Raw genomic sequence first — 24723 nt, forward strand, 5'->3', positions numbered from 1 at the left:
GATGAGAGATTACCTTAAAATTCATGAAAACGATAATGTCATTCTAGCTTTAAAAGATTTAAAGAAGGATGAACAGCTGAATGTTGACGGGGCAATGATTCAATTAAAAGAAGCGACCTACCGAGGACATAAGGTGGCCATCAAAGAAATCCGGAAAAATGAAGATATCATCAAATTTGGGTACCCGATTGGCCACGCCTTGACAGGGATTGCACCCGGCGAACTTGTCCATACCCATAATACGAAAACAAATTTATCCGGTACCGAGGAATACCAATACCTTCCAGTTCAAACCACAAATACATTTAAAGAAGAAAAGCGGACCTTTAGGGGCTATCGACGTGAAAATGGGTCAGTAGGGATTCGAAATGAACTTTGGATTGTTCCGACAGTAGGCTGCGTGAATGGAATTGCAGAAAAAATTATTAAACGATTCGAAAAATATGTGGGAGACAATAACCCCTTTGATAATGTCCTAGTTTTAAAGCATAGTTATGGATGTTCCCAGCTGGGGGATGACCATGAAAATACAAAACGGATTTTGGTGAATGCTGTCAACCATCCGAATGCAGGCGGAGTCCTTGTATTAGGGCTTGGCTGTGAAAACAATGAACTCCCTGCATTTAAAAAAGCTCTTGGTACAGTGAATGAAAGTAGAGTTAAATTTCTGATCTCACAGGCGGTTACCGATGAAATTGAAGAAGGCTTTAAATTAGTCATGGAACTCTATGAAGAAGTAAAACAGGATAAAAGGGAGAATATCCCACTGTCAGAATTAAGAATAGGTTTAAAATGCGGTGGTTCTGATGGTTTCTCTGGCATAACGGCGAATCCGCTCCTTGGCAGATTTTCTGATTATCTCATTGCCCAAGGTGGCACAACGGTTCTTACCGAAGTTCCGGAAATGTTTGGTGCGGAAAAAATTCTAATGGAACGTGCAGCAAATGAAGAGGTATTTCACAAAGTAGTCGGTTTAATTAATGATTTTAAAGAATATTTCCTTCAACATAATCAGCCAGTTTATGAGAACCCATCGCCCGGAAATAAGGCTGGCGGGATCACAACCCTTGAGGATAAATCACTTGGCTGCACACAGAAGGCTGGCACGTCAACAGTTGTTGATGTCCTGAAGTACGGGGAGGTTCTGAAAACAAAAGGACTAAACCTTCTTAGTGCACCTGGAAATGATTTAATTGCTTCGACAGCGCTTGCTGCCGCAGGATGTCATATGGTTCTGTTCACTACAGGAAGGGGAACACCGTTCGGAACCTTTGTTCCGACCGTTAAGATTTCTACAAACACCCAGATTTATGAAACAAAACCTCATTGGATCGATTTTAATGCCGGCACTTTATTGGAAGACCATATCTCGGCAGACCAAGTCCTGAATAATTTTGTTGATTATATCGTCAATGTGGCAAGTGGTGAAATGGCGAATAACGAAAAGAATGACTTTCGTGAAATCTCTATTTTTAAAAGCGGCGTGACATTATAAATCTGTGTTGTTCATCTCTACTAACTGAATTCTTGCAAAAAATAATTGTCATAGTAAGTGTACTTTCTAAGGAGGCAGACATGAAAAAACTAGGAATTTTAACCAAGCTTACGGATTGTGGTGTTGTTGCCGTTGTCAGGGCAGATTCGAAAGAAGAAGCAATACAAATTTCTGAGGCCTGTGTAAAGGGCGGGATTATGGGAATTGAAGTTACCTTTACCATTAATGAGGCAGAAACGGTTATTAAAGAACTTGCCTCCTATTTCGGTGACAACTCTGAGGTCGTCATCGGCGCAGGAACCGTACTCGATGCTGCGACAGCCAGAATTGCTATTTTAGCTGGTGCCCAGTTTATCGTAAGTCCAGGCTTTGATAAACAGACTGCCAAGCTCTGCAATCTATATCAGATACCGTACATGCCCGGCTGCATGACCATTATGGAAATGAAAACAGCTCTGGAATATGGGTCTGACGTTATTAAGTTGTTCCCGGGGAATGCTTTCGGACCGGATTTTATCAAAGCAGTGAAGGCCCCGCTTCCGCAGGTCAATATTATGCCAACAGGCGGTGTAAGTCTGGAGAATGCGGACCAGTGGATTAAAAACGGATGTGTGGCAATTGGAGTAGGAGGAAATCTTGTTGCTTCAGCAAAAACAGGAGAATACGAAAAAATTACGGAATATGCAAGCCAATATGTTAAAAAAGTACAGGAAGCAAGAGAGGGCTTATGATGAAGAAGGTTGTCACACTTGGAGAAATCATGCTCAGATTTTCGACTGCTGCCGGGGAACGGCTGTCACAAACTGGCCAGCTGACCGTGAATTATGGAGGAGCTGAAGCCAATGTGGCGGTTTCCTTGTCTCATTTTGGATATGATGCCTTCTTTGTAAGTAAAGTTCCTGATAACGCTTTAGGTCAAGCCGTTGATAGGCATTTAAGGTCCCACGGTGTTCGAACTGACTACCTGTTAAAGGGAGGGGAACGTCTTGGCACCTATTACCTTGAGGCGGGGATTGGGGAAAGAAGCGCACAAGTTACCTATGATAGAAAATATTCTGCCTTTTCTATGCTGGAAGCGGATGAAATTAATTGGGTTGAAATTTTTATGGATGCTTCATTATTCCATGTTTCAGGGATTACATTGGCGCTGTCACCCGAGCTCAGGGAAACAGTCCTACTGGCGGTAAAAAAGGCAAAGGAATTGGGTGTCAAAACGAGTTTTGATTTCAATTACCGGGCTAAGCTTTGGAACCAGCAGGAAGCTGGGAAAGCCATATTTCCGCTGCTTCCCTTTATAGATATTTGTTCGTTCGGAGAACTGGATGCCATCTATTTATTAGGTCTCGCTGAAGCAGATGAGTCCCTCTCACAGACTGAAAGACTAATACATTATTATTCTAAAATCACTGAAATGTATCCGAACATTCAGTTTATCAGCTCCACGTTCAGAACGGTCATTTCATCATCCAACAACCAACTGCAAGGCAATCTGTTTGCACAAGGCGAACTATATCAGTCCAAAGTTCATCATATTGATCCTATTGTCGACCGGGTTGGCGGAGGGGACGCCTTTGCATCCGGTATTTTAACAGGAATCCTTGAAGAATTTGGCCAGCAACAGACCGTTTCTTTTGCTACAGCAGCCTCGGCACTGAAACACACTATTCACGGTGACTGTAATATATTCACAAAAGAGGAAGTATTTCGCTTTGCTGACAGTGCCCCTGGAAAAATTGTTCGGTAGTTTTTCTTAATAAATTGATGGTAAAGGAGAAATGGAAGATGGAAACACGTTACGCGATTCATCCGGAAGATATGAAAAAATATACAACTGAAGAGTTAAGAAGAGAATTTTTAGTAGAAACCCTTTTTGAGCCGGGGCAGGTTCACTTAACCTATACTCACAATGACCGCATGATTTTCGGCGGGGTTACACCGGCAGAAGGCGAATTGACTATTAAACTGGATAAAGAATTGGGTGTTGAATATTTCCTTGAGCGCCGTGAACTAGGAATCATTAACATCGGAGGGGATGGGTTTGTCATCCTTGATGGGGAAGAATATGACATGAAGGCTCGAGATGGATTGTACGTTGGAAAGGGAACCAGAGAAGTACTGTTCCGCTCAAAGGATGCCAGCAATCCGGCTAAATTCTATATTAATTCTACCCCGGCTCATCATTCGTATCCTACAGTTAAAATCGATATTAATGAAATTGTACCTCTAGAAACCGGTGAGCCTGGTACTTTGAACGAGCGCAAAATTTATCAATATGTTCATCCAAATGTATGTGAAAGCTGCCAGCTTCAAATGGGTTTGACGATGTTGTCCCCAGGCAGTGTTTGGAATACCATGCCGTGCCATACACATGAACGCCGTATGGAAGTATACCTATATTTCGATATGGAACCAGAAACACGTGTATTTCACTTTATGGGTAAACCGGAAGAAACAAGGCATTTAATCCTTAAAAACGAACAAGCGGTCATCTCGCCAAGCTGGTCTATACATACGGGGACAGCTACAAGCAACTACACGTTCATTTGGGGAATGTGCGGAGAGAACATCACTTATACGGACATGGATTTTGTAAAAATGGAAGATTTGAGATAAGCGTTTTGCCTTCATGGAAACATAATTTGAAGGATTTAAAGAGCGGAGGTTATCGGAATGTCTAATGTGCTTAAAGCTTTTTCACTGGATTATTTCAGCCTTAAAGGAAAAGTTGCGATCGTGACTGGGGGCAATAAAGGTCTTGGGCAAGCGTACGCTGCTGCACTGGCCAAGGCAGGGGCTGATCTTTTTGTAGTTGCACGGAGCGGGGACTGGCAGGAAACAAAGGAACTGATTGAAGAGACCGGCCAACGCGCTGTATTTTTTCAAGCGGACTTAAGTGACAGGACAAAAGTAAAACAGGTAGTATCAGAATGTCTTAAGGAATATGGAAGAATTGATATCCTGGTGAATAATGCGGGAACCATCCGCAGGGCGCCGCTGCTGGAATACAAAGAGGAAGATTGGGATGACGTCCTGGAAATCAATCTTAATTCTTTGTACCTCCTCAGCCAGGAGGCAGCAAAGGTTATGGCCGAACAAAAATCGGGAAAGATCATCAATATTGCTTCCATGCTTTCATTCCAGGGAGGTAAATTTGTTCCTCCTTATACGGCCAGCAAGCATGCTGTAGCCGGCCTTACCAAGGCGTTTGCTAATGAATTGGCTGAGTATAATATTCAAATCAATGCCATAGCACCAGGATATATTGCTACGGATAATACTGCACCCATTCGTGCGGACGAAAAACGCAATGCGGAAATTCTTTCTCGGATACCGGCTGGACGCTGGGCAAATCCGGCAGACCTAATGGGTGTTGTGGTGTTCCTGGCTAGTGAGGCATCTAATTATATGAACGGACATGTGTTAACAGTTGATGGAGGGTGGCTGGCCAGATAACTCGGAAAGGGCCAAAATAAAAAATCAAAAAGCCGTACCAGACTTTTTTGGTACGGCTTCTTTATAGAACGAAAGAGGTGTATTCGTATGAATTTAGGGATTAGAGCCCATGATATCGAAACCAATTTGTTAGAAAAGTTGGTAAATGATATAGCTGATAAAGGATTGACCAGTGTTCAACTTGCTTTAGGTAAGTCATTGCCGACACTTTATCCAGGATTAGGAAGTCTATCTCCAGGTCTTGCCCGCCATATTGGGAACGCCTTTTCTCACACAGGGCTTCAGATTGCCGTTTTGGGCTGTTATTTTAATATGATTCATCCAGACCAAGTAGAGAGAAGAAAAGGGATGGATCGTTTCAAAGAGCATCTAAGATTTGCAAGAGATTTTGGCTGTAGCATTGTTGGGACAGAAACAGGAAACGTCAATGCGGAGATTGTTTACACAGAAGAAAACTTTAGAGAAAAGCCTTTTATGGAGGTAGTTGAAAGTGTTTCAGAACTTGTAAAAGAGGCAGAAAAATTTGGTGTCATTGTAGGAGTAGAAGCGGGAGTTAATCATCCTATCTATTCTGTCCAAACAATGAAGCGTCTTTTAGATATAATTGACTCTCATAATCTCCAAGTTATTTTTGATCCGGTTAATCTTTTGAGCATTGATAACTATATTAATCAGGAAGAAATTTTTGAAGAGGCGTTTGAATTATTGGGAGACAGAATGGTTATTTTCCATGCCAAAGACTTTATTATTGAGGGCAGATCATTAATACAAGTTCCAGTAGGGCAAGGTTTGTTAAATTACGATAAGTTATTTGACTTAATCAAGCACAAAAAACCATTTATCAATATTTTGATAGAAGGAACAAAGGAACCGTTCATTGATGAAAGCATTGTCTATTTGAGACGGAAATACGAAAAGTTGTAAATTAATTATGGATTAGATATATATTTAGGGAAAAGAAGCTGACTAAATATTAACTATTATTTACATTCAAAGCTATTTGTTAAAATAAATATAAAAATAATTATGAAAAAGAGGTTAAATTAATTCACTATTAGGCTTTATTTCACCCATGAGGCTTTTTCCTATATATATCTATTTTTTATTTTTGTTTTTAGCCTATTTCCGCTCAAAATAAAAAGTTGCTATTTCTACACTTTAACCGCACGGTGATTTTTTCACTCGTGCGGTTTTTTGATATTTTTCAAAAACTTATGCTGCACTTCCTTAAATTTGGATAAAGATATGGAATCCCCAAAAAGTTGTCTTTGAGAGTGTAAGTAAAATCGAAGGGGTTCATTTAACGAATCAGAAAGATGCAAGGCTATTGGCGCTGATTAAAAAACCATTTACCCACAATCACACAACTAGTTTATAATAAAAGGATGTACAAATTGGATAGTAGGAGTCCTCTCCTATGAAACTAAGAAGATTTAAGTAGGTGAATGATAATCGATGTCATTGAAACACGGGTGAGAGGTTTTATAGCTGATATTCAACACCCTAATCAAAAAAAGAGAATAAATATTAACGATTTAGAACTTCAGTTGCGTAGGCTTTTGGATGATTATTTTGAAATGGACGGCTATTCGTTGTTTTATCGTGCCATTGAAACATTGCAAGCGGAAGGACACCTGATTCCTATTCCAAATAATCAATATAATGGAAGAAGCCCAGCGCTTGCCTTATATTACTGGGTTAATACAAAAGTTCAGACACTCAAATGGGATCGTCTCGAAATGATGAAATTAGGTGATCAGTTTGATTTTTCCTTTTATGAACGGCATCCCGAATGGCAAACGAAAGACGAATGGAATCGAATCCAACATGTTTATACTTTTCTCCAATCCAGTCAGGAACGGGAAAACGTGTCAGTCGAAGAAAGAAGTTTGGAGCTCTTTGGTCATGAAAAATTCTTACTAGACAATGATAGCTTTCCGGATGGAAATGGGTTTTTAGCTAGAATTGGAGTATCTGAAGAGCAACTTAAAATGGTGAATTACGGGGAGCCTTTTGTATTTTGGATGAAACAAGGGAAAGAAATAAAAGATATTCAGCGGGTTCTGATCGTCGAAAATCTATCATTCTTTCATACTTCCATTAAGTTATTGGAAGCCGTTCAACTTGATTATGAACCTGAACTAATCATTTATGGTGAAGGGACTAAAATCGAACGGAGCTTTTCCTTTTTCTTTAGAATGTTTCCGCCCAAACCCTATCTTTTCTATTACGCAGGAGACCTTGATGCCGCGGGATACGGGATCCTCATTCGGCTTATCGAAAAATACTCGGATTGCTGTATTCAGCCTGCCTTAAAAATTTATCGCAAAATGATACAATGTCTAGAACAAAGGAATGACCAAAAACAAGGGCAAACACAAAACAGCAAATACCGTGATGCATTCTTTCAATGGTTTTCGGAAGAGGAGCAAGCCTTATTAATGCAATTATGGCAAGAAAATAAGCGGATCCCACAAGAAGTCTTAAACATAGAAACATGGAGGCGATGGATGTGAACGAATCATGGGAAGGATTCGCGCAGAGAATGCAACGATTAAATCCACTGTTTGAGCTTGGGAGGGGAATGGAAGTGGGTGAGCTTAAACCTCATATCCAAACCATACTCATGCAAGTGCTCCTGACCATCTTTTATAGAGAATTAAATGATGATGATCATAGACGCAAGTCAGATATCAAGTATATGGTGGAAGATTCCATTAAACAAATGAAGCTTTTAGCAGACGATAAGCAAATTGAACGGATGACAAGCGGGCTCCTGTATCAGGGGAAAGAAGAGTATAGTAAACCGTTTGAAGCCTTATATTACGATGAAATAAGACAATCCTGGGAGACTCAGGTCTTCCGATATGTCACAATGGATGAATTATATACGAATTTAGAGATGGGAGGATCCATTGTTTATAAACTCACGGATGTTGCTCAGGAAATGATTTTTATGAGCAGGGAAATGGCTGAGGAATTCTCGATCACGATTGAACAACTCTACAGTATGCAGCTGATTAAAAACGGAAATTTTAGAAAAGCTACTCGAAACCTCGATCACCTCATTTCACGAGTAAACCGCTTAATGGCAAAGGAATTCTCCTTTCAAAAGGAAATGATCCACAATCCCAAAATCTTATTGATGGAAGAGGAATGGCAAAGGGCTGACAATCGTGTGGAAATTGAAAAGCAATTTGAAGAAGAAAAAAACCACTTCCGTACCATCACTAGTATGATCGATAAAACGAAAAGAAATGAAGAAAATGATTATATTCAGAAAGAATTGATTCTTCTCCAAGAAAAAATTGGCCATACAAGGCAATTGCACGATCGTTTTGCTAAGCTGGTTATTCAAAATATTTCCTATGAAATGAAATTAAAAGTGGAAAACCCTTCCTTGTTTTGGGAAAACAGTTTGGTCTCCTTTCGAGAGCATATTTATGAAAATTGGTTCATGAAGAATGGAATTCAAACTTTTACGGAAATCGAAACGGTGCTTTCTCCTTTATTTTCACCGAAGAATGAATTTATTTTGCCGCTCGATTGGATTTGGGGTGAGCAAGAATTCGATGAAAAACAACTAACCGATGCCGTCATTGAAGAGGAGGCAGAAGAAAGTATTACTCGTCTGCGAGTGACGAACTGGGAATCTGTCATTAAGGCATGGAGTTATGTTTTTCAATTTTTACAAACCAGCGGAGAGTTTTCGTTAGCTGATTTAGCGACATTGCCATTAGAAGTGCAGGATTTATGGTTTGAAGAATCTGAAACGATTGATTTATGGATGATGTTCGATAAAAAGCCGCTGAAGGTTCAAGTGCTGTATCGAAAGGAAGAAACATTAAGCGATGAGAGGGAAATTCTTCTTTATAAACTAATGAAGGAATATCCTCAATTTCAAACCTTTGAGGGCACAAAAATCTTTACCGAGTTTGATCATAAAGCGGAGCCTTTTTTATGGTATCAAACGAAAATGACCCCTTTTAAACTATGTGTACAGGAGGAGAAAGGATGAATGCAGAAACGATCAAAAGAGCATCCGCTGTCTATTTTACTTTATTAAAAGATAAAGTAATCGACGAGAATAGTGAACACTTCCAGACTTATTTTGATCCAGAAGTAAGACAGACAGTTCTTTTATTAGCAGACGAATCTGGTACATATATCATTGAATCGCCAAAACGCATCCAATTAGTTGTCCAGCCTACTGGATCCGTCTTTGCTACCAATTTTACCCACATGAAAGAAAAGCATCGACAAGTCGAAAATAAGAAACATTTTCATCTTATCAGTGTTGTCATTATGTCATTTTTAGCGGCCATCGATCGCAACCAGGCTGCAAAAATTCGCACGAAGCGCGAAGGGATTAGCTATTACGCATTAGAACGGCAAGTCAACGACCTAATGATTCAATGGGATAGCATTCTTAAAGCTAAACCGACCTTCGGGGAAAACGAACGAATTGATATGAAGGAAGTTGTAACCACCTGGAAATACATGGAGGTTGACACGGACGATTATGGAGTAAAAAAAGGCAATAGACGAACAAGAATCGGTTTAATTGCCGGAGCTATGCGTTTATTAGAGACGGAGGGGCTGATCGTCATTCTTGATCGGGACGATATAGCTAAGGTGATACCAAAACAAGAGCTTTTTGAGCGAATTGAATACCTGTATCACGATTATGACCGTTATGAAGTTTTGAAAAAATTAATGACAACAGAGGAGGATGAGCATGCCGAAAATCCACCGAATTAGAATTGTTAACCTGAAATATGATGGCATGCAAAAGCAATATAAAGATACCACTTTTAATTTCCATAATGAAGAGACATCAACCAATGGCCTTATAGCAATGATGAATGGGGGCGGGAAAGGTGTGTTCCTTCAAACGATCTTCCAAATACTCAAACCTGGGACTTCGTGGGGGAAACAAAACAATCGTTATTATCAACAGTTTTTCTTTAATAATAAAGAACAATTTATTCCCTATACCTTTCATGTTCTCATTCAATGGGAATTGGATGGTGCTGACCGTCGGTATCTGATAACTGGAGGAATGTTCTCAGCCGAACAACGGATCTCGATGAGTGAAGAAAGTGGAAATGAAAGTAAAACATTGGAACAGGAAGCAAAAATCCTCCCTACGATTACCTTTTATACGAGAGAATTTGAACGGAAAGAAGAGGCAGCGCTTGAGCATATTCCACTCTACGATAATGATGAGGTTGCTGAAATCGAAAGTTTAAAGGACTATTTAAAATGGAATGGATATGACGTTTACCGAGATACGAAGAAGCACTATCGCATCCTGGATACATACGGAATTAACCGTAAAGACTGGGATATTATGAAAGATATTAACAAGGATGAAGGCGGCGTTGGGAAATACTTTGAGGGAGCGGAGGATGATCATTCCCTGTTCCAAAAACGAATTGTTCCCACTGTTAGTCAAGTCTTGCACAGGACGGAACATCAAAAGAACGATCTTGTGGAGATTTTCAAGAGTCAGGCAAGTATCGCTAAGGACCTGCCTGTTCTCTTAAAAAGAGAGCAAGCCCATAAAGAGTTTTTAGAAGATATTGTCCCATTTGAAGAGCATCTAGCTAAAGGTGTAGAACATAAAGAAATTGTACAAGCAAGTATACAGGCAGGAAGACAACTGCTGGGTGCGCTACAGCATTTGAAGCAAACGGAAGAGGAAACACGGCTTACTTTAGAAAAAGACATGGAGAAATTAATCATAAGGCAAGCAGAACTCCGCTATCAAAAAGACAATTTAGAGTATGCAAAAGCTCACAGAGAAGTTATGGATTGGGAAAAGAAATTAGTGGAAGAAAGGAAAAAGCATACTTCCTTACAAGCCATCGTTCTAGAGAAACAGGAGCGAAAAGAAGCGTTAGTATTTCAGGCTTTATTGAAAGAGTGGAGTGAAAACGAACAAACCATTCGCTCTCTTTCCCAGCAGATAGCTACATTGGAACAAAATAGCGGCTTAGAGCAAGTGAATCAAAGAATGGAAGAAATCAAACAAGAAGCTAAAAAGCAATGGGAGCAGTCCTATTTATCCATACAAGAAGCGATTAAGAAGTATGTGGGATATCAAAAGTTCTTAAAGAAAAAAGGAACGGAGTTGTCGCAACAGGATAAACAAAAGACAAAAAAGATTGCTCAGCTTAGTACTGAAATTGATTTTCTTTACACGCAGATGCATGCCTTTGAGTCCAAGGAAGCGGCACTAATCCAAGCATTTGGCGACCGCTTAAGCTATGACTTAAAGGGATTGATCGAAAGTCTGTTTAAACAAATTGAAGACAAAAAGGCTAGATTAGTAGAGTTGCAAGTAAAAGATAAAGAGTCTAGTGAACGGCAAAACCAACTTGCCACTTCACATGGTACCCTCGTCCAATCGATTCAGTTTTCAGAAGAAAAATGTGAAGAATTAAACCTAGTAAATGAAGAGCAAATGCAAAGAGAAGCAAAATTATTAGATAAACTTCATGGTTTATTAGATGATGCCACAGCGCCGTTTACTCACTCGCTCTTATCGAAGTATTCTATACAAATAGAAGAAATACTAAGCAATAACCGACAACAAGCTGAACAAATAAAAAAAGAACTTTGGGAAACACAACTCGACCATTCCTTAAACGATGAGCCCTTTTGGGTTGCAAATAAAGATGTAAAAGAATTAAAGGAATGGATCGATGAGAAGACTGGCATTGATGTGTTTTATGGAACCCAATTTCTCCAATCCTTACGTGCAGAGGACCTAGCGAATAACCTTATGAAGTATCCACTCCTTCCATACGGATTGGTCGTAAACGGGCAGCAATGGCAAAAAATAAATCAGCAGGTTCTTTCCGGAAGAATGTTCAAAAGTCCTGTTCCGATTTTCTTGCGGGAGGAAATGAACAGCGAATATCATCCAACTTCCTTTGTGATCATTAATGGAACCGAGCAAGAGCTATTAACGGATAAAAACCAATTCACCAACTGGAAAATAAAGATTGCTAAACAAATAGAAGAAAAGAAAGATACACTCCTTGAAATTGAAAAAACAGAAACCTCCTTACGTCGTGTTTTAAAGGAAATCGATCGATTTTTATCGATCGATCTTTCTATTGATATCGAAAAAGCTCTCAATCAGGAACAAAACGCGCTTCTTTCTAAGAAAACAAATTTACAGGAAATCAAAGCACAAGAAGAAAAAGAAAAAGAATTACAGCTTCAGCTAAAAGAACAGCTGGAGAATACAAAAGGTAAAATAGAAAAGATTACAAAAGATGTGGAAACATTAGAGGGTTTTGATCAAGAAAAAATTCTTCATCAAGAAAATAAACGAGTGAAATTAGAGAAAGAAAAGCAAAAGGAAGCCTTAGGTTCTCAGCAGCAAGAAATAGGAAAAGAGCTCCAAAATACAGTTGAACTGCAAAACCAGTGGAATCAAACGTATGTAGAATGGAAGCTGACAACTGAACAAACTATAAAGGAGATCAGGTTCTTTATGGAAGAAGCGGTTTTTCCTACTGATGAAAAAGCAGACCCATGTGATGAGGTCCCTCATCTTTCATCACATTTATTAGAAAAGATAAACGGAAGTATTGGAGAGCTAAAACAGCTCCAGAAATCAAAGGAAGAACAGGCTAGAGAATTACTCGTTATTCTAGCAAAAAAAGAAACCGAACAAAAGCAGCAAAAGAAATTAGAGAAAAAACTCAATGCTCATGATGAGGATTGGAATAAAGCTCCAGAACCAGATGAACCTATCAGTATATTAGAAAATATGCTGCAAACCGCACAGAAGGAAGCGAAGACAGCGGAAAAAGAAGAACGGGAACAAGGAACGGCTGTAACAGTAGCAGAAACGTCCTTAAAGCATGCGACCGAACAGCGTGACAAGTCAGGAAAGAAAGTTGAAAAGCATGAAAAACAGCCGGAAGAATGGGCAGACCTTGACTTAGAAGTAAAGGCTTTAGAAATTAAAGACCAAACGAAATTAACAAAAGAGGAAGTAAAGCAGGCTGAGAAACGCCAAAAAGAAACAGAAACGAATATTGCGGGTTTCGAAGGGGATTTGTTAACCTTATCCGTTATCCTAAAGGAGGAAGCGGCAGCCTTTACGAATCATGATTTAGAAAAAATTAAGAGTCAAGGGAAAGCATGTATCTTATCCTGGTGTGAAGGACATCAAGTGATTCAGGAAGAAGGTAAGGAGAAGCATGCGAAAATCGATCAATCATTAAGGAATTTAAAGCTCACGATTGAAGGAAAAGATTGGGAGATTCGCTTTAAAAATGAAGTATTAACCACACTAGACCATATGGATACAAGGCATTATACACATATCCAAAGTATCGTTAAAAACATGAAGCGTTTTTCACAAAGTGGGTTGGAACAATTAGAACGCGACAAAGAAAGGGCAGAAAAGGCTCAAAACTTCTGGGCAAGCCGTGCCAGCATGAAAGTGATGAGCATTGCAGAGGCGATTCGTTCTATGATTGCGAAAATGAAGCTGAAAAATGAACGAGGATCCTTTCCGCTCGTTCAGCTCAAAGAAGACATCTTACCTAAAAAGGCGGAAGATATTGAACCACTGCTGAAGCAGCATTTTGTAGCTGCTATTAACAAAATCACTAAACAATTTGATTTGATTGATGATCATAATCGCGCCTTAGATGAAGAAATAAAACAACTGATAAGTGATGAGCAAATTTTATTTGTATCACTCCGAAATCGATATCCTGAGCTGCTCGTCTATAATATGCGAACGGATAATGCCTTTATGTACGGGAAACCGCAAAGAGAGCATTATTCAACCTGGCAGACTATTAATCAAGGTTCTAGGACGAAATCCGATGGCAGCGGCGGACAAAAGCTATCCGCTCGAATGGTGATGATGATGATGTTATTATCAGTTAAAAGCGAAACCGATCAAAGCTGGGTTCCTTTAGTCTGTGATAATCCGTTCGGACAAGCAGCTTCGGCACATGTCCTTGACCCGATCTTCGCCGTAGCCGAAAAACTGAAGTTCCAATTCATCGTCGTCACACCGCCTGAACTGGTGAAAACGGAAATCAGCCAAAGATTTGATTCCTATTATAAATTGGACTTCATTCGTGAAAAAGGAAAAGAAATTGTTTCGGACACGATTGTTCCAGCCTTTCGGATTTATCAGGGAGAAGTAGTCGTTCAATAAGGTAATACAATCATATAGTCAAGGATATAAACGTAAAAAATCTCACTTTCGATATGGAAGGTGGGATTTTTATTTTGCAATTCCTTCAACGCTTGAAACAAGTGCTGATTTCGTTTCTGCGAAAAATGGCATGGCTCTAATGTGATTTCATGAATCAGTTCAGGAGAGAGAAAGACCGCGCCTAATAGGATGCTTCTGCTTCAAACAGATTTTCTTGCTGAATATTCGGCAAGCCAATCAGGTAATGTACTTCGTTGGTTAGGTTCGCCTTCGTGTTCAATTCTCTCCGGTCCTTTCCTCATCCATTTTTGTAATGTTTCTGGAAAATTATTTTCTTCAAAAGGGAATACAGCAATATCAGCAATCGCAGGTGGAAAAGGACTTTTTCGAATGTGGTTTTTCACCTTCGCCATTACCTTTTCATAATCCATTTCAGAACAAAATTGGAACCATTGCTGGACCGTTTCGTCCTTAAAAATGCAGTCGGGATAAACCGATTCAATAAGTATTAAAAGTTTGACTACCTCTTCCTTGGTCAATGCGATTCCTCCTCTAACATAATTTTCTCTTCATGAATCAGCCATTCCACCCGTCAGACATGGATTCCTTTTTTGACTTTTTAGGCTGTTTCCCGTTTTTCTCTGCTTCTAGTCTTCTAGTATTGACTGGATGGCCTTTTCGCAATACAACGCGCTGTAAGTTATAATAAAATCGGATGGTAATTAATTATTATGAACAATAGTTTTTTTTAAAAGTTCATAACAAACGATTAATAATATTAATAAAGAAACATAATAGTTAGACTACATTACATAATAAGGACTGAAATATATGGATTGGAAACCAGATCGCCAAGCCAAAAAAGCTATCTATAAACAACTTGCTGATTATATCGAAAATGGAATTGCAGATGGTACTTTTCCTCCAGATAAACCATTACCTTCTGAAAGAAATTTAGCTAAGGACCTTAACATAAATAGAAGTACAGTAGTTGCAGCATATGATGAATTGGAGTCAAATGGTCTAATACAAAGGAATAGAGGAAGCGGGACGACCATAAGTAAAGATATATGGGGAATTACCAAGAAACGTATACCGAACTGGAACAGGTATATTGAAGCAGGATCGTTTTTACCAAACTTGCCTATAACACAGAGGATAAGGAAGGAAGCAGTAGAACAAAAGTTAATCAATCTAGCTAGCGGAGAACTGTCAGAGGATCTTTTTCCGTTGAAATACCTAAGTGAGATTACTTCTTCTAGATCGTTTATAGGAAGCTTAGGTTATGATCACCCGCAAGGAAACGCAATATTAAGAGAAACGATTGCAAAGCATGTTAAGCTATATAGAAAAATTGAAACAAATCCTTCATCCATATTAATTACATCTGGGGCACAACAAGCATTGCACTTGGTGGTTCAATGCCTATTAAAACAAGGAGATGCAGTTGCATTGGAAGATCCCTCTTATAACTATAATCTTCCGATTTTTAAATCAGCAGGATTGAGACCTTATTTCATACCTGTAAACCAAGATGGAATTAACCCGGATGACTTACTTTCATTACATAAAAAGCATCGAATCCGAATGATATTTTTGAACCCTGCTTTTCAAAATCCAACAGGAGCCTTACTTCAGGAAAAGCAACGGAAAGCGATCTTAGAAATATCTTCAGAACATGGTATACCTGTGGTTGAGGATGATCCTTATAGTTTAACCTCGTTTACAGGGGAAAATATTTCTACTCTAAAATCAATGGATATTAACGGAAATGTCTTATATATTAGCTCTTTAACAAAGATCGTTGCTTCTGGATTAAGAATTGGTTGGATTATTGGCCCCACACCTGTTATTGAGAGATTATCCGATGCGAAGCAGCAAATTGATTTTGGTCATGCTAGTTTTACTCAGTGGATCGCAAATGATTTTTTAGAATCGGAAAATTTCCAATCTCATATTGAAAATTTAAACAAACAATTAGAAAAGAGAAGAAATCAAATTATTACTAGTCTTATATTTTATTTAAAGGATAAAGTTGATTTCTCCATCCCTCAGGGAGGAATTCATATTTGGTGCAGGATAAAAAAAGAGGTGAATGAAATGCAATTACTGGAGGAATCAATCAGAAGAGGAGTTATTTATGTCCCAGGTTACACGATGGGGTCCAAAAAAGGTTTTGTTCGTTTTACATTTGCTAGGGAAAATGAAGAATTAATACATGAAGGAATTAAAAGGTTTGCGGAAGCACTTGGGTCTATTTAATACTTAAAATTAGAAAGGATCATGTTCATAGGATTACTATAACATTCATTTCGGCAAATCCATTTCAGTTATGTTATAATACTATCAAATCAATGATAAGCGCTCGAATTTTAATTTTTTTCATAATATATTTCTAGCAAAGATATTTTGAAATTCACTGTTCAATTAATACCCTAGCAGCTTATAGTCACTTCCTCACAAGAAACAACGGTATAAGAGCGGTAATCAAATAATTTTATCAAGGAGTGAATTAAATGGTTATTCGAAGTAAAGCCGATGTTGAGTTCTTTTGTGAGAGGTTTGGTGATTTGGCCATCTGGGATGGTTCGAAGCACTACATTGCCCTACAAGATGATCAAAACAACGGCACTGTTACATTTATGCGATATCCTGATGGCAAGCTTACTGCTCATAGGAAGTATCAAGCTTTTTGGGATATAAATGAGCTTCCGGTTGATAATAAAGATATATGGCGGTATAGAAAAGTTCTTAATAGTTACTTGAAAAATTTCAATAATTATTAAAGGCGACTTCATTTTGTGGAGTCGCTTTCTTCGTATTCGAGTTACGAGAGTAGTTGGGTATAAATGAAAAAAAACCATCATCTTAGTTACCTTCACACTGCCATATATAACAGTTGTCAGCTGGAAATTTGATGGTTTTGGCGAAGTGTCTTTTACCGTGACAGATTAATAATTGTAGAGAGTAGGGATTTTAATGCCTATTATTCATGTGCAAATGATGGAAGGTAGACCGAAAGAAAAAGTGGCTGAATTAATTCGCAATGTCACGACCACCGTATCCGAAACATTGGATTCACCGAAGGAGAATATAAGAGTCCTCGTAACCGAGATTCCTAAAACACATTGGGGGAAAGCTGGGGAGCCGGTTGAAAAATAGAAAATGACTGAGCATGGTGGTAACACCGCCATGCTCAAGTTTAATACTATTCTGAAAGCGGTTCCTGGGGGAGGGGAAATGGCTTGTATTCGAAAATAAGAAAGATAATTAGAGTACAAAAAACCGACTTCCATTAGGAAATCGGTTTTTTACGTTATCGGTAAGTAACTTTTAGTTTGAAATTAAATTAAGGCAACACTAGTGTTATCTTTTATATATTGATATATATTGATTGCTAAATGAATATTAAATAATGGTTGACTATCATTCAAATCCGTTAATAGAATTTCCTCAATTCGTTTTAAACGATAGCTTAAGGTATTTGTGTGAATATGTAAAGAATCAGCCGTTTTCTTTATGTTTTGATTTTGGTCTAAATAAACAATCAGAGTGCTTAACAGTTCGCCTTTTCTAGATTGTTCATATTCAATGAGGGGACCTAATACTTCATGGATAAAATCAATCAATTCTTCCTTTGAATTTTGTAAAATAAACCTCTGAACGCCAAGGTCTGTATAACTAAGGACTCTATGATCAAAACGATAGTTTTTGAGAAACTTTATGCACTTTGTCGCTTCTACAAATGACTCGTGGACAAAGATAAGCCCCTGCTTAATTCTTCCAATCCCAATTGATACGTCTATCGCTCTATATTTATTTTTAATCTCATGCTGTAAAATTTTTGCTAGTTCTTTTAATTCAGCAATAATATTGGATGAAGAAACTCTTGAATGCAAAGATAGAAGGGCAACGATTTGATTTTCATCCCGTACTGCCATTACTTGCGAGTTCCTCCCAAGTAATGTATTGGCCATATGGAGTAAATTCCTTATGAAGTGATCGCCGATCACCTTTTGCTCGTTTAACTTATCCTCAAAATTAATAAGTATGGTAACATAGTTTCGGTTAGGGTCAAAATTTAAATTTTTTGCTTTCTGTATAAGTGCTTCATCGATCTGTCCTGAAAAAAGCTTGGTCACGAATTCCCCTCTTAAACGCTGCTGTGTTTCAAAAACGGCTTGCTCTTTTCCCAGTTCAAGTGAAATGACTGTACAAGCATGTTCAAGAGCAGCGATATCCACTTCATTCATTTTATGTTTTGAAAGGATGATTAGTCCGCCTAGAGACTTTAATTTGGACCCAAGTGGCAATACAACTAATTGATACGTTTCATCATTTAATGTTATTTCGGAAACGGTATGTGAGTTTTCAAGTGTTAGGATAATTTGTTTTGCATACGCTTTCATATACTCGGTCATTTCAATTGAAAAGGAGGAATAGCAGGCAGAAGCCCTAAGTTCACCTATTTCATCAAAGAGAAACATATGTTGTCCTATTGTTTTATGTATAAAATTCATAATCGATTGAATTCCTTCTCCATTTACAACGAGATTGGCCAGGTTCCTATGTATTTCGATTGAATGGGAAAGCTTCTGAACCATTTTTTCCTTCTCATAATAAAGACTGGATTTTTCCAAGGCAACTGCTGCTTGGTGGCCAATCGCTTCCAATAGATTAATATCCTCTTGCTTAAACTGCAAAGATTGTTCAAAAGAGTCCAATGTAATCACGCCAATACATTTTCCGTTTTGTAAAATAGGTGAAGAAATGACAGATGTAAAATGAAAATTACTCGGAATAGACTGATCCAATAAATCTCTGTTAAATGGCGTTAATGTTGACAACGCCTGTTTAATTTCTACCTCATTCCAAAAAATGAGACATTTTTTGGCAGCAAAAGACATCCCAGTCATGGATTCACCGCTAACTAGTTTAATTTGCCTAAAAATATGTGGATAAAATAATCCTTGAGCTGATTTTGCGATGAGTCGATTCTGGCTTTTGTCAAAAATCCATATAGAGCCTCCTCCTGCCGCTTCAACGACAGATATCGTTTCATTCATGATTGAATCAAAGATCGTATCAATATCTAATTTGGAATTGATAACGTTGGACACATGGATTAAGGACTTTAGTTGCCGATGGGTTAATGTATCTTGCATCTGTCATCATCCTTTCTCTAAGATTTTTTACATTTCATCCATTTTCGTGTTTTTGTGTAAAAGACACAAATTTTTCATATTAATATTCATGAAAATGTACATAGCATAATATTCATAATGATTATATTCTTATTATAAGAAAGTTTTGAAATTAATGAAAGGAGTTCAGCGTAAAGATAGGTAGTGGAGGCTTAATTTTTTTTGCTTGAAACAATCGGAATATTTAGAAAGGTGTTGAAGATAAATGAATTTTGATTTAACGAAAGAACAAGAGATGATACGCAAGTTAGTTCGAGATTTTGCTGATGCAGAAGTTGCTCCTGGAGCGGATGAACGTGATCGAACGGGGGAATTCCCTAAGGAAATTTTTGCAAAATTAGCAGAGTTAGGGATCATGGGTCTGCCTTTTCCTGAACAATACGGTGGAGGTGAGGCTGACACGATCAGCTTTGCAATTGTCGTTGAAGAACTTAGTCGTGTTTGTGCATCAACAGGAATTACATATTCAGCACATATATCATTAGGAGGAGCTCCTCTTAATTTATTTGGTACACATGAGCAAAAAGAGAAATACTTAACACCAATTTGTACGGGAGAGTCTTTTGGAGCATTTGGATTAACTGAGCCGAATGCAGGCTCCGATGCAGGGGGAACCCAAACAACAGCAGTTCTTGATGGAGATGAATGGGTCATTAACGGCTCAAAATGTTTTATTACAAATGCAAGCTATGCTAATCACCTTGCAGTGACAGCGGTAACAGACCGCTCAAAAGGAATCAACGGAATCAGCGCATTTATTGTTCCTACAAATGCTCCAGGATTCACTGTAATCGACAACTACGAAAAAATGGGTCTGCATGCCTCAAATACCACAGAACTTATCTTAGAGAATGTAAGGGTTCCAAAAGAAAATCTGCTGGGAACAGATGGAAACGGTTACAAGCAATTTTTAGCTACGCTTGATGGCGGAAGAATTGGAATCGGTGCCATGGCTGTAGGTATTGCTCAAGGAGCCTATGAAAAAGCTCTTCAATATGCAAAAGAAAGAAAACAGTTTGGAAAGAGTTTAGCCAACTTCCAGGCAATCCAATTTAAATTAGCTGACATGGCAATGAATATTGAATTAGCCCGGAATATGGTTTTTAAAGCAGCTTGGTTAAAGGATCAAGGAAGAGCTTTTAAAAAGGAAGCGGCATTTGCGAAATTATTTGCTTCGGAAATATGCATGCGAGCATGTGATCAAGCCGTTCAAATTCATGGCGGATATGGATATATGAAGGAATATCAAGTGGAACGATTCTTCCGTGATGCGAAACTCTTGGAAATTGGTGAAGGAACATCTGAAGTTCAACGAATGGTTATTGCCAAACAAATTGGATGTTAATGAATTATTTTAGGATGGCTGTGTTAAAGGTGATGGTTGATCTTAAGACTACGTTGATTGGAGCGGAAGGCGCGAAGACTCCTGCGGGAGTACGGGGCAGGGGAGACCCCGCAGGAGCGAAGCGACGAGGAGGCTCCCCGGCACGCCCGCGGAAAGCGAAGCGCCTGGAGCGGAAATCAACTGTCTAGTAGAGACATAGTGATTAAATAAAAATTGTTAAAGGAGCCATTACATGGATATCAGTGGAATTTTACAAGTAGTATCAAATAGTAAACTCATTTATCCAGAAGAAGAAAAAGTCTGTTCAACCTCCATTGGGAGCAGTGAAGCATTTCAAGAACTTCTTAAACAATCACAAGAAGATCCTGCTAAATTTTGGGATCGTGCAGCCCGCGAACTTGTTTGGTATGAACCATGGAATGAAACCATTAGTGGACAGCTTCCCGATTTTCGCTTTTTTGCCGGCGGCATTAGTAACCCAAGTGTAAATTTACTTGATCGGCATGTAGAAAATGGCGCAGGAAACCGGACCGCTCTCATTTGGGAGGGTGAAAACGGGGACACCAAATTTTACACGTATAATATGCTTCTTGCTGAAGTAAATCGTTTTGCGAATGTTCTTAAATCATTTGGTGTAAAAAAAGGTGATTGTGTTGCTATTTTTCTTCCCAATCTGGCCGAAGCCTTTATTTCCGTTTTAGCTTGTTTTCGAATTGGTGCTATTTACAATACAATTTTCTCAGGATATTCGGAAAAATCATTGACAGACCGTCTCATCAATTTTGAGCCAAAAGTATTGATCACTGCGGATGCAACAGAACGTCGGGGTAAATTCATTCCTTTAAAAGAAAAAGTTGATCATGTTGTACCATTTATTCCATCGATTGAAGCAGTCATTGTTGTCGACCGATTAGGTTCTGAGGTTCAAATGAAAGATGGCCGGGATTACTGGTGGCATGAGCAGACAAAAGCGGCTAGTATCGTTTGTGAACCTGAGAGAATAGAAGCGAATGAGAGCGGCATTGTGTTTTATACAAGTGGTACGACAGGTAAACCAAAAGGCGTCGTGCATTCCGGCATGGCTTTTGTCACACAGAATTACACATATGCCAAGTATCATATGGATCACCATCAAGACGATGTTTTCTGGTGTACCGCGGATATCGGCTGGTTAACCATGCATATTTGGGGAATTACAGGCGCCTTAGCGAATGGTGTAACAACCGTTGTCTTTGAAGGGGCTGTTGATTATCCAACAAAAGATCGTTTTTATCAAATCATTGAAAAATACAGGGTGAATAAACTGTTTACTGCCCCAACAGCATTAAGGATGTTAAAAAGTATGGGAGAAAAGGCATTAGAGAAATTTGATTTATCGTGCCTCGATGTCATTTCCCTTGTTGGAGAACCTTTCGATCCGGAAACCTGGCATTGGACATATGAAGTTTTAGGAAAGAAGAAGGTATATATCAATAATACTTGGGGCCAAACCGAAACAGCGGGATCGCCTATAGCTGGAGCAGCTTGGCTGACGCCGATGAAACCAGGTTCCTCAGGTACTGCATTTTTAGGTGCGGTTATGGATATCGTTGATGTAGAAGGCAATCCAGTTAAACCTGGTGTCTTAGGAAATCTGGTTATTAGAAAACCATTTCCTATGCTATGCCGGACACTTTGGAAAGAACCAGAACGATATTACGCATCCTATTATAGCCAAGTGGATGGCTGCTATTATGCTAGCGATCTAGCATTAATAGATGATGATGGATATTTATGGGTAGTTGGACGTTCAGATGACGCATTTAATGTAGCCGGACACCGCTTAAGTACAATGGAGATGGAGAGTGCTGTACTTGAATGTGAGGGTGTTTCTGAAAGCGCAATCATTGGAATCCCAGATGAAATTAAAGGAGAAGTTCCGCTCGCATTTGTCCGTTTGGCCGATGGCTATGAAGGAACAGAGGAATTAAAACAACAAATAAATAATCACATCATTCAACAAATTGGTAAGATTGCAACCCCAAAATCAATTATTTTTACAGATATGTTGCCGAAAACAGTCAGCGGAAAAATCATGCGCCGCTTATTAAAGGAAATTGTTGTATCTGGAAAGGTTTCCGGCGACATTACAGGACTAGAAGACCCGACGACGGTTGCACAAATCCAAAAAATAGTTGCTGAAAAGTCATCAGTTAAATAATTATTAATTAGAGACAGTCATTTGTCAGGAAAATAACCGGCAAATGACTGGTTCCATATTACTAGATTAAGAGTAAAAGATAAACGTAAAGAATGTTGCAAAATGAATTGTTAGATTTTTACATATCTCCTTAATCATCACAGTTTAAGCATTTGTAATGCTGACGAGTTTTGAACCTTCTTAAATAGAAGATAGAAAGGGTGGAAAGGCATGTTCAAAAAAGTTTTAATTGCTAATCGTGGCGAAATTGCTGTCCGTGTAATCCGTACATGCAAAGCCTTAGGGATTACCACAATTGGAGTATACTCAGAGGCTGATGCGGATGCTCCCCATGTAAAAATGGCAGATGAGGCCTATTTAATCGGAGGTTCCCGTGTAGCAGAAAGCTATTTAAATATCAATAAAATTCTAGAGGTCGCTCAGGTTTCAGGAGCGGAGGCTATTCACCCGGGATATGGCTTGCTGTCTGAAAATACGGACTTTGCCCGCCGCTGTGAGGAAGCAGGACTTGTATTCATCGGGCCTTCTCCAGAGGTTATTTCTAAAATGGGAAGTAAGATTGAATCACGCAAAGCGATGGAGGGAGCAGGTGTACCTGTCGTTCCAGGGATTACCTACCCATTGGCAGATGAAGAGGAAGCGGTCGAAGCGGCGGGACGTATCGGTTATCCCGTTATGCTAAAAGCCTCCGCAGGCGGTGGCGGAATTGGAATGCAAGTGGTCCATAACGGGGATGAAATCCGAAAAGCATTTGCGGGGAACCAAAAGCGGGCTACTGATTTCTTTGGCGATGGAGCAATGTATATTGAAAAATTTGTTGAAAATCCAAGGCATATTGAGATTCAAATCTTGGCAGACAGTTTTGGAAATACCGTTTACCTTTGGGAACGTGAATGTTCGATCCAACGCCGTCATCAAAAAGTCGTAGAGGAAGCCCCATCATCGTTTATTACTGAAAAAACTCGTACCAAGATGGGGGAGGCTGCAGTAAAAGCGGCCCAATCAATTGGGTATAAAAATGCAGGAACAATCGAGTTCTTAGTTGATGAAGAGCAAAACTTCTACTTTCTTGAAATGAATACCCGTTTACAAGTAGAGCATCCTGTTACGGAAGAAATTACAGGTTTGGATTTAGTTGAAGAACAATTACAAATTGCTGCAGGTGAAGCTCTGAAATTTTCTCAAGAAGACGTAAAACGTGAGGGTCATGCCATTGAGGTTAGAATCTATGCGGAAGATCCCAAAACATTTTTCCCTTCACCTGGAAAAATAACAAAATTAGAGTTGCCGAACGGTCCTGGAGTTCGACATGAATTAGCCATTCACGGTCAATCCGCAGTCACACCTTTTTATGATCCAATGATTGCTAAGCTTGTCGTCAAAGGCAGCAATCGTGAAGAGGCAATAAATCGTCTGCAAGCTGCATTAGCTGATTATCATATTGAAGGTATTAAAACAAATATCCCAATGCTGCAAGAGGTTATTGCCCACTCAGCATTCCATTCAGGTGATACGACAACAGACTTTGTTAACAAGCATTTAAAAACTAAAAAAAAAAATAACGTAAAATAGGAGGAATTATCATGAGTGAAGTAATTGCAGTCATGGCAGGAAATGTATGGAAGGTATTAGTTAAAGCTGGAGATCAGGTAGAAGAGGGCCAAGATGTAGTGATTTTAGAATCGATGAAAATGGAAATTCCAATTGCAGCTGAATTCGATGGAACGGTGAAAGAAGTGAAAGTGAACGAAGGCGACTTTGTTAATGAAGGCGACGTCATTGTAGTAGTTGAATAAAGCCTGGATATAGGTGGAAAGGAGATGA

Annotated in this window: 20 protein-coding genes; 17 read left to right on the forward strand and 3 right to left on the reverse strand. The window is 39.0% G+C overall.

Annotated elements, in window-relative coordinates; all coding sequences use genetic code 11:
- Nucleotide 1: 1 nt before the first annotated feature.
- From CCK98_RS11300 to CCK98_RS11345, 10 genes are all read left to right on the forward strand, one after another.
- Nucleotides 2-1495, forward strand: coding sequence for a UxaA family hydrolase (locus CCK98_RS11300; protein WP_088086670.1), 1494 nt, complete (start codon nt 2-4; stop codon nt 1493-1495).
- Between the two features lie 80 nt (nt 1496-1575).
- Entirely contained in the window at nt 1576-2226 is a 651-nt protein-coding gene (locus CCK98_RS11305; RefSeq protein WP_088086671.1) for a bifunctional 4-hydroxy-2-oxoglutarate aldolase/2-dehydro-3-deoxy-phosphogluconate aldolase, read from the forward strand.
- Nucleotides 2223-3239: a sugar kinase gene (locus CCK98_RS11310; protein ID WP_306298933.1), complete on the forward strand. Its 1017-nt coding sequence runs from the start codon at nt 2223-2225 to the stop codon at nt 3237-3239. The genes CCK98_RS11305 and CCK98_RS11310 overlap by 4 nt, the downstream gene beginning before the upstream one ends.
- 38 nt (nt 3240-3277) lie before the next feature.
- Nucleotides 3278-4108: a 5-dehydro-4-deoxy-D-glucuronate isomerase gene (gene kduI, locus CCK98_RS11315; RefSeq protein WP_088086673.1), complete on the forward strand. Its 831-nt coding sequence runs from the start codon at nt 3278-3280 to the stop codon at nt 4106-4108.
- 57 nt (nt 4109-4165) lie between these two features.
- The gene (gene kduD, locus CCK98_RS11320) at nt 4166-4948 is read left to right on the forward strand and encodes a 2-dehydro-3-deoxy-D-gluconate 5-dehydrogenase KduD (protein WP_088086674.1); all 783 of its coding nucleotides are present in this window, start codon (nt 4166-4168) and stop codon (nt 4946-4948) included.
- A gap of 81 nt (nt 4949-5029) precedes the next feature.
- Nucleotides 5030-5872, forward strand: a complete 843-nt coding sequence (locus CCK98_RS11325; RefSeq protein WP_218780182.1) for a sugar phosphate isomerase/epimerase — start codon at nt 5030-5032, stop codon at nt 5870-5872.
- Nucleotides 5873-6393: 521 nt separating this feature from the next.
- On the forward strand, nt 6394-7464 hold the full coding sequence (locus CCK98_RS11330; RefSeq protein WP_088086676.1) for a Wadjet anti-phage system protein JetD domain-containing protein: 1071 nt from the start codon (nt 6394-6396) through the stop codon (nt 7462-7464).
- Nucleotides 7455-8966 (forward strand): hypothetical protein, encoded by a 1512-nt coding sequence (locus CCK98_RS11335; RefSeq protein ID WP_256942320.1) that lies wholly within the window; start codon nt 7455-7457, stop codon nt 8964-8966. Before CCK98_RS11330 ends, CCK98_RS11335 begins: the two co-directional genes overlap by 10 nt.
- The gene (locus tag CCK98_RS11340) at nt 8963-9709 is read left to right on the forward strand and encodes a DUF6063 family protein (protein ID WP_088086678.1); all 747 of its coding nucleotides are present in this window, start codon (nt 8963-8965) and stop codon (nt 9707-9709) included. Before CCK98_RS11335 ends, CCK98_RS11340 begins: the two co-directional genes overlap by 4 nt.
- A complete protein-coding gene (locus CCK98_RS11345; protein WP_088086679.1) occupies nt 9687-14150 on the forward strand; it encodes a hypothetical protein in 4464 nt (1487 codons plus the stop codon). The genes CCK98_RS11340 and CCK98_RS11345 overlap by 23 nt, the downstream gene beginning before the upstream one ends.
- Here CCK98_RS11345 and CCK98_RS11350 read toward each other — a convergent pair.
- Entirely contained in the window at nt 14144-14341 is a 198-nt protein-coding gene (locus CCK98_RS11350) for a DnaB-like helicase N-terminal domain-containing protein (protein WP_088086680.1), read from the reverse strand. The two genes, CCK98_RS11345 and CCK98_RS11350, sit on opposite strands and share 7 nt — an antisense overlap.
- A gap of 9 nt (nt 14342-14350) precedes the next feature.
- Entirely contained in the window at nt 14351-14689 is a 339-nt protein-coding gene (locus tag CCK98_RS11355) for a replicative helicase loader/inhibitor (protein WP_179195765.1), read from the reverse strand.
- 292 nt (nt 14690-14981) lie between these two features.
- Here CCK98_RS11355 and CCK98_RS11360 point away from each other — a divergent pair, with 292 nt between their 5' ends.
- The 3 genes from CCK98_RS11360 (at nt 14982) to CCK98_RS11370 (ending at nt 17312) form a co-directional block, all read left to right on the forward strand.
- Nucleotides 14982-16412 (forward strand): PLP-dependent aminotransferase family protein, encoded by a 1431-nt coding sequence (locus CCK98_RS11360; RefSeq protein WP_088086682.1) that lies wholly within the window; start codon nt 14982-14984, stop codon nt 16410-16412.
- Nucleotides 16413-16666: 254 nt separating this feature from the next.
- Nucleotides 16667-16936: a hypothetical protein gene (locus CCK98_RS11365; RefSeq protein ID WP_088086683.1), complete on the forward strand. Its 270-nt coding sequence runs from the start codon at nt 16667-16669 to the stop codon at nt 16934-16936.
- 193 nt (nt 16937-17129) lie between these two features.
- On the forward strand, nt 17130-17312 hold the full coding sequence (locus tag CCK98_RS11370; protein WP_088086684.1) for a 4-oxalocrotonate tautomerase: 183 nt from the start codon (nt 17130-17132) through the stop codon (nt 17310-17312).
- A 182-nt stretch (nt 17313-17494) separates the two neighbouring features.
- Here CCK98_RS11370 and CCK98_RS11375 read toward each other — a convergent pair whose 3' ends face one another.
- Entirely contained in the window at nt 17495-19315 is a 1821-nt protein-coding gene (locus tag CCK98_RS11375) for a helix-turn-helix domain-containing protein (RefSeq protein WP_088086685.1), read from the reverse strand.
- 244 nt (nt 19316-19559) lie between these two features.
- On the opposite strand from CCK98_RS11375, the gene CCK98_RS11380 reads away from it, so the two are divergent.
- The 4 genes from CCK98_RS11380 (at nt 19560) to CCK98_RS11395 (ending at nt 24695) form a co-directional block, all read left to right on the forward strand.
- Complete coding sequence (locus CCK98_RS11380) at nt 19560-20699, forward strand: acyl-CoA dehydrogenase (protein ID WP_088086686.1); 1140 nt, start codon at nt 19560-19562, stop codon at nt 20697-20699.
- A gap of 232 nt (nt 20700-20931) precedes the next feature.
- Nucleotides 20932-22899, forward strand: a complete 1968-nt coding sequence (locus CCK98_RS11385; RefSeq protein WP_088086687.1) for an acetate--CoA ligase — start codon at nt 20932-20934, stop codon at nt 22897-22899.
- Nucleotides 22900-23109: 210 nt separating this feature from the next.
- Complete coding sequence (gene accC, locus CCK98_RS11390) at nt 23110-24471, forward strand: acetyl-CoA carboxylase biotin carboxylase subunit (RefSeq protein ID WP_088086688.1); 1362 nt, start codon at nt 23110-23112, stop codon at nt 24469-24471.
- 11 nt (nt 24472-24482) lie between these two features.
- On the forward strand, nt 24483-24695 hold the full coding sequence (locus CCK98_RS11395) for an acetyl-CoA carboxylase biotin carboxyl carrier protein subunit (protein WP_088086689.1): 213 nt from the start codon (nt 24483-24485) through the stop codon (nt 24693-24695).
- The last annotated feature ends 28 nt before the right edge of the window (nt 24696-24723 follow it).

The organism is Bacillus sp. OV166 (assembly GCF_900177675.1).
Classification (GTDB): domain Bacteria; phylum Bacillota; class Bacilli; order Bacillales; family Cytobacillaceae; genus Neobacillus.